Below are 10,586 nucleotides of genomic sequence, written 5' to 3' on the forward strand. Positions count from 1 at the left end.
GTAGAAGCCGCTGTTCCGAGTCTGCGGGATGGCAAATGTGACCTGCCCGGACCGCATATTAAGAGTCTTGGGTTTGAAACCGTTCGCGTAATCCAAACGATTTTTGGAGCGTTCGTAAGCCCCTGCATTTAGGAAGTTCTCCCGTTCCAATTTCATGGCCTCGTTCATGGCGAGTCTGAAAAGATCCATCAGAAAGTCGGGTCCCTGCTCGATTAGGGCTTTCAAAATTGTCGGGTCGAAACTATATTTGTTTTCGGAGTTTTCCATAATTGATTCCTTTTTGATTTGTCGCAAAACCAAAAATAGGATGTGGAAACTCCACTTTTTGTTTATAGGGCCCTAAACGGGCCTTTTTTCATGAATTATTGATTTTACAGAAAGAAAATTACATCTTCAACGATCCTATCAACATCCGCTCCAGATTTGATAATTAACCTGCCACCCTTACTAGTATCAACGGTAACACTATGCTCTTCATTACCTTTCCATATGACTCTATCACCATCTAATTCGAATTCTACCGTTTCTTGGCCGTCCTCAAGGGAATTGTTTGCCCCTCCCTTATAGACTCTTTCCTGCGAATTATCACCCACATTTGCGATAACGTCACCTTCGTCTTCATCTTCATGAGCCATGACAGGATCAAGATCACGATTTACATTAGCGGTAAAATCAAACAGGGTTATTTCGCCTGTTATGTCCCATTCCTCAGTATAGAACAGGAACTCCACATAGGCGAAAAGTTCCGCGCTTATTTTGCCCTTAAGGTCAAACATGCCCATCACCCCGAAATCTTCCGCAGTCTGCTTGAATTCCTTCAAGCGCAGCTTTCCGTCTTCATTGGGATCGAACATATCCAAACCAGTGGTTATCGTAACACCACCGCCTACGCCGCCTTTAATGATTCCGCCGTTGAACTCAGCAGAGGCCTTGACACCGCCATAGAATTCAAGTTCGCTAGAATCCTTACCATTATGTAGGTCATCCACATAAAAACCGTTGACTAAGGCACCGTAATCCTTCCAGCCACTGCCGATATATTGGCGAATTCCGTAGGTATCATAGCCAAAGCCAAGGTTGATATTTGCACCGAAAGCAATGTCCAGGCGCACTCCCAGCGGGCCATATACAGGGAAGAAGGTATCCCAGCTGAATTCAAAATTCAAGGGACTCATCGTATAATGGACAAGGTCGATATCCTCCCCCAGCAGAAGCCTATACGCCCCTTGCATATCCTGCCAGAAGAAATTCCAATGAGAATCCGAAGAAGACGAATTAACGATGTCGCTTAGGCCATTACTTGAAACCTTACCGTCGGGGTCAACCAGCGTCGGTTTGGCTGTGGTATCCATATACTTGGAATTATCCAAGGTCGTAGATTTAGCCTTGCCTTGGATAAAATTATTTGCAGCAGAGGAACCAGAAGAGTTTATTCCACCAATCAGCCAATAATTAGGCAATTCTATATATACATCACCATCTTTTGAAGCTTTCCCAAATGCAAAAATTTTATCCGCAATGTTGACTATTTCCTTGACCTCGAAGATAAACGAATCATCGAAATCCGGATTCTTGCTGTACATCTTGGCAAGTTTCAGCGGGGTCAATTCAACGCCAAGGTCATCCAAGACGGGGAATGGTGTTGTCAAGAAGTCTATGAGTTCCTTCATCGGCTCAATGACTTCTTTAGCGCGGTTAACAACAGGGCCAAGGACATTCGAAACAAAAGTTCCCACGTCAATGGTCATATTGGAAAAACCAAGCCGAGTCACCCCCTTAAACACATCCCACTCAAAGTCAAAATTTCCGTTAAACTTGGGATATTTACTTGACGAGCTACCATCTTCAATTTTACCGAAGCCAACAGTAATTCCAGCCGAGATGTTCGTTCTTGCAACCACATCAGGGGTAATACTCGAAATCACGTTAGAAATGTGATTTACTCGTTGCTGACCCAAGTCAACATTAAAACTAAACTCAGCCAAATCGTCGTCATCCATTTCCAACTGCATGGCAAGTTTAGAAATGGATCCATTAATTTTAGAACCCTTAGCAAAATGGACTTTCGCCCCAGCCGTAAACTCATTTTCGTCTCCTTCATTGAAGAAGAAGTAGAATCCATCTTGCTCTGATATTCCAAAGCCAAACTGCAGATTCCAGCCAATTTCAAGGCTAACCCCGCCATCGCCCGCAATTTCCAATCCAGGCATTCCAAGGTCAAAACCCAAATCTGTCCCAATTCGGTATATATCACTCAATTTAAGGAACCATTCCGCATACTCCGCACCGCTTCTGTAAGCAATGCCATCCGCGAGCGACCATGCATCAGTTATACCGTATTGAGAAATTCCCGTCACACTTGTCAAATCGGAAGTAAAAAGTTCGCCCAACTTCTCCGCAATCATTTTCGCATTGAAACCAGTGGATTCGTAAACAAAATCTGAGAATGGTTCAAGTACACGATCCCTGATAGCGCTCAAGAAATCAACTCCATTGCTCAACGCATCACCCATTACGGGCATATCCTTGAGTTGGGACATAATTTTTCCGTTCAAACCGGATTCTATACGCGTGAACAGTTCATCTAAGCCGGCAACGGCAAGCTTAATCTTGTCAAAGAAATCAATATCCCCCGACCCAAGACTTTGAATTTTTGTATAGACTTCGCTAAAATCGGCCACCAACGTTCCATCAATCAAACCACTTTTATCGGCTTCAGACATTAACATAGAAAAACCTATGTTTTTAACATCCAAAGAACCAAACACGTCCGCCATTGATTTTGCTACTGCATAGTTGTTGATATCTCCACCAACGACAGTATTACTAGCACTATTCCATTTACCCAAGTAAATATTCCCCAAGGTATACCCCTTGATACTTATGGGCAATCGACCAAGTATTGTTGCGTTGGCAGAATAGGGAGGATTATCTTTATCAAAAGTCACAGCAGTCACATGACTACCGTCACTCCCAATTTCCCCTTCAAAAGAGGCTTTCATATGAATAAACGAATCATCGCCATCAGAACCCACCTTGATAAGGTTCCTAAGCAAATCCATATTGGTAACACCAGCGTTAAAACCTAAATCAAAAGAAAGTTTAGAGCCGGAAATACCGATATTTGCTCCAAACTTTATTCCACTATCTTTTAACACAAAACCATTATTTGCACTAACCAACGCGGACATTTTGAACCAAAGTCCGCCAGTCAAGCCAAGATTGGCATGACCATTAATGCCTTTACCACTTTGACCGAAATTCAAATCAAAGCCATCATCGCCGCCAAAAATTTTCATTAAATCAAAGTCAAATTCAATGGCCTTATTAACATTATCCCACTTCAAATCGACAATCTTTGGGTTTGACGTTGAAACACCAGGATTCACAGTCAAACCAGCATCTTCTAAATATTTTGAAAAATACATTGCAAATGACTGTATATCGGTAACATTTTCTGCACGCAAGGTATCGACAACACTCAATACAGAATCTGCCACATTTACAAGGTCACTCACCTTCTTATTGATAAGCGGAATTTCAAAATTCATGCCATCCGTGGCTTCAACAATTTTTTTAGCAAAATCAGTCACCATTCCATAGACTGTTTCTATGGAGAAATTTGAAATGCCACTTAAGAACGGATCAAGACTAATACTTGTTTTGAAGGTGTTAACCAAATTATCAAATTTGATTACAGAACCATCAGTAAGGGCGCAATTAGTCGCATTCAAAATCTTTTTATCTACACCACCTATTGACGCATTAACATCAACATTCAGTTTGTTTGTAAAAGTACCAAGACCTTCAGTCGTCTTTTGGGGATTAGTGGAATCAAACCCCAATGTATACCCCAACTCACCAGATGCCGTAATACCAACGCCAAGGAAACCGAGTGTAGCCGAGGCATTAATATTGGTAAGGCTAGCCTTGATGCCCGCATTTACCGACCATTCATTGCCTATTTTAATAAGTTCTGTCCAATCCATTTCACCAATGGGGGACCCGAAAACACGATATTCACCAACGCCATGCTCTTCATAATAAACCGATTTATTCTTGTCTCCAAAACCCAGCGCCTTCAGAATTTTATTTGTATGCGGGCTTTCAATTGAAAATTCCCCGGAGCTTTTGAACTCAATGTGGTCTTTACCTGCATAATCAATCGTTATAGTCGTCCCGACGAGGTAAGTTTCAATCTTTTGCACAACTTCAAGCAATGTCGTACTTGAAGAAATATTACCCAAATCAACACGAATCGACGACCCATTCTTTGGAGCAATTACAAAATCTTCTGAATCCGAACTCACAGCCGTAGAATCTTTTTTGATACTCAACGTATTGGCAGAAGTAAATACGAGATTCGTCCCATCAAAACTTAAGGAGATGTCCGTTCCTGTAATTGAAGATTTAACTTTCTGATACACACTCGCAACGGTATTGCACTCCGAGACATCAATTTCTTGTGAATCTATCGTAATTTTGTCAACATCTTTTTCTGCATCAAAGGCTCCGGACACACGCATATCCTGCACCATACAAGTTCTGCCATCCACCGAGCAAGATTCCAGGCTATACGACGACGCTTTCATCATCTTCTTTGCATCACAGCCAAAGCGTATCTCGTATTCCCCCGCGGTAGATGAGTCCCTTACATAAACGACATATATTCCGTAGGTACTCTCCTTAGAAGTACCATTATTTTCATTTTGAAACGTCGTCTTTCTCAAGAACAGTTCCAAGGCATGCTGTAAATCCTGGCATGTAACGCCTGATACACTCAGGTCATCCTTAAGGACTATTTCCTCTGAGTGCATTGTTCCTGCATCATCTTTGAACTCTAAATTTATCTTGTTCGTTGCAGAATTGACTTTTACTAGGCTAGTTGTCTGCACATCGTTTCCGCTTAAGTTCAAATCATAAAGGCTCTTTTCTACAGTATTGACTTTGGAACTACTTATGGCAAAACCAGAATCACCGTAAATATACAGGCGATTGTCTAAAAAATCATAGCTCAGCGTTTTGCCAGAGGCGTCCTTAAATTCAAACGCAGTCGAAGCGTCATAAGTATCTTTTGCAATCTTGACGGTATAATAATTCTCGTTTACCGCAGTGGTCACACCCGAGAAAGCATCTGCAAATATGGCATCACTGTCCTCAAGCGTTTCTCGCTTAAACTGAACATCCATGTCAAAAACCAATTGACACCTGCCTCAAAATCAGCATCGCCACTGGTTTTCACATTGGCAAAGGACCCTTTGCCAAGCATGGCGCCAAGGGAAAGATCTATTTTCCTTGTAAACTTCATATCCATATTAAAGAGGAAATTAATTTTCCCAATTTGTTGGATATTTCCGCTTGCAATATTGGACCCAGAAACTTCAACATCGTTCTTATCATACAAGGTCATGGTTATCAGATTCGACGCCGCAGTTCCCCCGAATATAGATGTCCAATTATTGTTCAGTTTTTCAATAAACTCATCTAGGTTTTCAAATGCACCCTTGTAGAAAGTTTCGTTCTTGTCAAGCAGCTCTGTTTCAAAGGTCTCTAGCTTTCCGGCATAGTCAATTATTGAACCCAAGGAATCCTTGGCAATAGATCCAAGCGCTTCAGCAGAAGTCCCTTTCGTAATTTGATTACGCAGTTGGAACAAAAGGGTTTGGATGGCCATTTCAAGTCTATTGACAAGGTTGCTGCCGGTAATGTTTGTATAATCCTTTAATGCATCGGGGTATTCCCATTCACCCGTCGTAATGTCATACTTGAAGGATTCCGCACTTCCCGAAGCCACATTATCAAGTTCAAATATACCGACCGCACTAGCGGAGTTTCCCGACTTAAGGGTCACCTTGTCGAAGCCTAAATCAATATTCGATGATGGTCCAATCTTGTAATCAGAGCCATCGGCAACAATCTCGACAAATGCGTTAAAGTTGGCGTTTTCAAGATCCACATAGAGCAAACCTGTATTCACCGCCATGGAAGACGTCGCACAGACGTTCAACTTAACACTTTCGACACTGGGGTTATCCTTGTTGCTCAAATCCATAGTAAGCACCAAGTCGCCAGCAACATTGCTCACCTTAAACAGACCCATATCCAAATCAGAAGGCATAGACTGCTGCAACTTGAATTCCAGTTTTGTCCCATTGAGTGTAATACCAGAAGTAACCCCAATGAACTTGTTTACCATATTGCTAAATAAGTCCGCATCGACAGCCACAGCAGAGTCTGTCGATGCAGCCAAATGGTACATAGCGCAGGCCTTGGCTATATTTCCCTTCAGGGAATCGAGGTTCGAAAGCGAAAGATTTCCCGGCAGTTTGACCGTATTGATCTTTTGAATGACGGAATCCAGGTCGAATACAGATGAATTGAAGGATACATCCGGGAACGTCACGTACGGATTTTGGATACTGGATACCTTGAGGTGCGAACTAGAATCGACCGAGAAAAGGGACGACGGAAGATTGGTTATTTCGAATTCCAGGTCCACATCGACTTTGTTGCCGTTGGTCTTGTCAACCGACACCACAAGGTCGTTATCATCGCTAATGTCCTTTTCCTGAATGTTGATTCCCATGAAGGTCGCTGCAGCGCCCAGATTACCAACGCTCAAACTAGCGTTATTCAAGGACGCCGTCAAATCGCCATTACTGTCGGCCACCAAATCAAGTTTTACAGAAGCATCTGCAGAAACCTGATTCGAGATTGCCATGCCTGGTATGCTTGAAAGGTCCATACTTTTGGTCGAGGAGAATTCAAGAATTCCCGATGTATAACCCACATTTATTTCTGAGCTCTGGATTTTATTACCAACAAATTCACCAACAGCATCTTGAAGGCTCTGTCCTTCCGCCTGGGTAAAGGTGCTCCAATCTATTGAATTAATCGCCGCATTGACTTCTGCCTTATAGTCATTGAAATCTCCCACAATCTGCTGTTTGAGCCCATCGACCTCGTCTGCAGCCGGGTTAGCTGTAACACTGTCAAAAGATTCAATAGCATCTATGGCCCCCATCAATATGTCACTATGGGCTGCCATAAGCAGGCGCGGTTCAAGGGGTTCAATATTGAAATTTTTTTGAGAGTTCTTCTTGGAAGATTTCTTAGACATGTTGATTATCTTGGATTTTTGTTATTGATGTAAAAATTTATTTCAACTTAATGCAGCGGACGGAATGAGCATCAAATTTTGAACCTCTTGAAGCCCCCGCGCCATCATTATAACGCGATATAACTTGATCAAGGGCCAGAACCTTATCTTGGAAAACAGATTCCGAGGGATAAAACATGTAAAACGCTGAATCTAAATCCGCGAAACCTCCTTGATTAAAATAAGCTCCCGACCCGGTAAGAGAAAGTCCGCTCTTATTGCTGCCAGAAAAAATATAACCGGAACGAAGGCCGTTCGCGTGATCATCGGTACTTGTCAGAGCTATTTGAAAATCATTAATATTCATTATTCGCCAGCCTTTGGGGCAAATTCCCTGATGATTTTCTTGAATCAAATGGGCACAACTCCTTGTATTACAACTATCATTGAGGCCCATCATTTCTGCCCACTGGTAAAGGCCGCCGTAACGGTCGCACTTGGTGGTGTCGTCATTATAGCAATAGCGCTCAATTTTCGTGTCGTCGGTCATGTTTTCACCGCCCTTCAAGGTGACATCGGCAATATTCAAATTCTGCGCCATAACTTGTATGGAATCCTTGACATAGTTCGTATCACGGCCGACAATCGTCAAGTAATAATAAACACGGCCATTGCGCGAGTCAGTAAAGGTTTTATATTTTTCGGATAATCTTTCCAAAGGCAGGGTTTGATCGAACGGTTCATAGGGCCCAGAACTGGAACTTTCCGTAGGCACATAAAGCACATATCGTCCATCCACGCACAAATATATTTTTCCCGTATTTCCATCTGAAAGTATGCCTTCACAGGGCAACCCAACATAGTCGGTTATTTCACTCGAAGACGAACTAACCGACGAACTAGATTTGTCCTTATTACTGCTGGAAGAACCACCAGTCTTCACAGAACTTGAACTCTTGGAGTCGGACGAGTTCTTTGTTTCTTTTGCGGAACTGCTGGACACTTCGGCGGGCTCGGAACCCTTGACACTACTGGAAGACTTGTCTTTTTCCGTAGATTCATTTCCCGACGACTTCTTGTCAACAGAAGATGACGACTCATCTAAATCAGAAGTTTCTACCGACGAACTGGAAACACCTGTTTCGTCGGAACTAGCCGACGACGAGTCATCGCAAGCCGAAAACGCAAGCATCGCAAATGCAACAACACTCACCAAACCAATTTTCTTAATCGTTTTCATTATCCATTCTCCTGTTATTAAACTTTCTTTTTTGCTTTGATCGTTAAAGGTTCATTGTAAAGGGTTTTCAAGAATCCCTTATCGGCAAAACCATTTCTTTTCAATTTGTTAGTCATTTTCTTAATGTAAGTTGTCGCTTTTTCCGACAAGTCCTTTTCGGATTTAACCTCATGGAAAAGCCCCAGCTTAATCTGGGCTGGCAACTTATTTTGCATATCGAACAAGAAATCTGTAGGCTTGTCGATTTTCAATGTCACGCATATCATAGAAATAAAGAACAGCGTGTAAGCATCGGGTTCGGTAATTTTATTTGAGTCTAAATCCACCAGATATTTTTCTATGGCATCTCTGAAGAAATTGTAGGAATACAGATTCCTCATCAACATCTGGAAGAACCACAGAAAATTCATCTCCGAAAAGCGCAAGAAGGGACAATCGGCATCCTTTTTCATCTCAAGATAGATGTGACCAGACTCATTGAATGCGCTAGACAACGTTTCAGATATGACATTATATGGTGTATTGTATGCCGCTAAGAGGAAGTTCGGCGCAAAAAACAGCTTCATCATTTTTTCAAATGTGTTACTGCATTCGAGGTTCTTGAACGCCTTAATTTCATCAGGGCAGTCTTTCAGGCATCCGTAATAAAAGTAATAGACATTTTGCCAATTTAGAGTCAACATTTGCTTGTTGATAGGGAGTGTCTTTTCCAAAGCCTTCCTTCTAGCATACAGAAATTCCAAAATCGCGCGATGCTTAAACGAAAAACATTCATCATATACCGTCACAATACCGGAATTATCCACCAAATGTCTATATAGGGTTTCAACACTCAATCCAGTGTTGCGCTCATTTACATATTTTGCAAAGAACCCTTTCGCCTCGTCTTCGCCTATTTGCGTAAGGGAGTTGTCAAACATGTATATCGCGATATCGGTCGCAATAGCATCGAGAGCTTCATACTGTTTTTGGGCTAACAAGCCCTTTTCTACATCCCATCTTCCTAGCGACAATTCCACAAATTTCAGGAATAGTTCCGGCAATGTAGAAGGCAAATCTTTCACATCGTTTTTTAGTATTTGCGCAAGTAAAATCGCCGTAATGGGAATTTTCGCAATATCCTTAAACAAATCATTACTGCTTAAATCCGAAAACACCCTATTCGAAAGATTTTCTCTTTTACAGACGTTTAAGATGTAGCGGATTATTTCTGTTGTAGATAATGGACGGATTTCTAATACACGACAGTCACTCTTAAGTCTTTCTTCTTTTTGAAACAGCGGCGTTATGTTTCTAGTCGCCAGGACCGCATTCACATTTTTTGAGTCTATTTTTTGATAAAATTCGAATAACTTTTCTGCTTTTTCACGATCAGGAAAGTTCGCTTCGTCAACACCATCTATAAGGAACAGGTACTGGCCGTCATTTTGCAGTTCATCCTGAACACTCTTTTCTATTTCCTTGAGAACAACTTCGTCTGCATCGAGTCTATATTTGGTACATAAATCCTGATATGTCAAATAAATCGGAATCAACGGGTGTTCATCATTTTTTTGGTCACACAAATCAAGGCCAATCTGATGGAGCATGCGAGTTTTGCCAGAACCAAATCCCCCCTCAAGCAGAATCATTTTCCTTTTTTTGGCGCACTCCAAGACATTTACCTTCTTCGGCGGATCATTCTTCTGCAGATTGCTATTGTATTCGGCCTTTCGTTCAACAACGGTTTGCCTTAAAGAGAATTCCCCTAAATTCTGGGCCAAAGAATTCCTTGACATCATATCCACAAAATACTGCCGTTTCGTCTGCAAAAATGTATTTGTCGAATGATGCGGTTCCAACCAATCATCACCCAAATACTTATCACACATTTTTATAACTTTTTGATAATCCCAAAAGTCAATATCATTATTTTTAAATTTTTCGTTTATCTGCGCCTTTGCATTATTGGAAATGGTGTTGTTTGTCACCACCCAAAATTTTCGAACCGAAAATTCATCTCCGTTTTGTTTTCTTCGGTTCGTCTTCGATTGAGCAACCTGTCGTTCAACATCTTCCAGAGAATTAGAAATAGAACCAACCTTGACTATTACTGCAATAGCTACTTCTTCTTCAGTAATACTGTCATGCGAAATTAATATAAAATCCGCACTATAATGGTTCACTTTTTTCAACAGAAAAATTTGCATTCTTAGTTGAACTTGTTTGACTTAGGCAACATTGCCCAAACGAACCTTCTTGAAATAT

Annotated in this window: 5 protein-coding genes; all 5 read right to left on the bottom strand. The window is 41.6% G+C overall.

What is annotated here, in order from left to right; genetic code table 11:
• On the bottom strand, positions 1-267 hold a 267-nt coding region (locus BUB59_RS14540), incomplete at its 3' end, for a transposase (protein ID WP_200778795.1).
• A 104-nt stretch (positions 268-371) separates the two neighbouring features.
• Complete coding sequence (locus BUB59_RS14545; protein ID WP_073231322.1) at positions 372-5,189, bottom strand: hypothetical protein; 4,818 nt, start codon at positions 5,187-5,189, stop codon at positions 372-374.
• Entirely contained in the window at positions 5,117-7,120 is a 2,004-nt protein-coding gene (locus BUB59_RS14550; protein ID WP_073231324.1) for an LEPR-XLL domain-containing protein, read from the bottom strand. Before BUB59_RS14550 ends, BUB59_RS14545 begins: the two co-directional genes overlap by 73 nt.
• Positions 7,121-7,157: 37 nt before the next feature.
• A complete protein-coding gene (locus BUB59_RS15070) occupies positions 7,158-8,339 on the bottom strand; it encodes an FISUMP domain-containing protein (RefSeq protein ID WP_083540366.1) in 1,182 nt (393 codons plus the stop codon).
• Positions 8,340-8,356: 17 nt separating this feature from the next.
• Positions 8,357-10,504, bottom strand: coding sequence for an NACHT domain-containing protein (locus BUB59_RS14565; RefSeq protein WP_234980084.1), 2,148 nt, complete (start codon positions 10,502-10,504; stop codon positions 8,357-8,359).
• Positions 10,505-10,586 lie beyond the last annotated feature (82 nt).

Origin of the sequence: Fibrobacter sp. UWEL, assembly GCF_900142535.1 — a bacterium.
In the GTDB taxonomy this organism is placed as follows: Bacteria; Fibrobacterota; Fibrobacteria; order Fibrobacterales; family Fibrobacteraceae; genus Fibrobacter.